The organism is Neisseria sp. WLZKY-1 (assembly GCF_046546535.1).
In the GTDB taxonomy this organism is placed as follows: domain Bacteria; phylum Pseudomonadota; class Gammaproteobacteria; order Burkholderiales; family Neisseriaceae; genus Neisseria.
In genome coordinates this window covers 1-474 of the sequence record NZ_JBKGTW010000126.1, presented here as the reverse complement: position 1 = coordinate 474, position 474 = coordinate 1, and the positions used below count along the sequence as shown (strand labels likewise).

1 pseudogene is annotated in these 474 nt (G+C 50.0%); it reads left to right on the top strand.

Features of this window, described 5'->3' with window-relative positions:
- Positions 1 to 372: pseudogene (locus tag ACLD9W_RS12490) on the top strand (transposase); the annotation flags it as partial.
- Between the last annotated feature and the right edge of the window lie 102 nt (positions 373 to 474).

Genomic DNA, 474 nt, shown 5'->3' with positions numbered 1-474 from the left:
GAACAGTACCTGAATCGTCAAAGAACCCGTTACCTTCGAGACCACCGCGGCCGTCCCGCCTATCCACTGCTATCCATGTTCAAAGCCGTCCTGCTCGGACAATGGCACAGCCTCTCCGATCCCGAACTCGAACACAGCCTCATCACCCGCATCGACTTCAACCTGTTTTGCCGTTTTGACGAACTGAGCATCCCCGATTACAGCACCTTATGCCGCTACCGTAACTGGCTGGCGCAAGACGACACCCTGTCCGAATTGCTGGAACTGATTAACCGCCAACTGACCGAAAAAGGCCTAAAAATAGAGAAAGCATCCGCCGCCGTCATTGACGCCACCATTATTCAAACCGCCGGCAGCAAACAGCGTCAGGCCGGCGTAAGTAACAAATTTACTGCTAAATCAGAGAAGCAACGCACTAAGTAACAAATTTACTGCTGCAAATTCATTTTCTAGCAAAATAATCCTTAATAAACC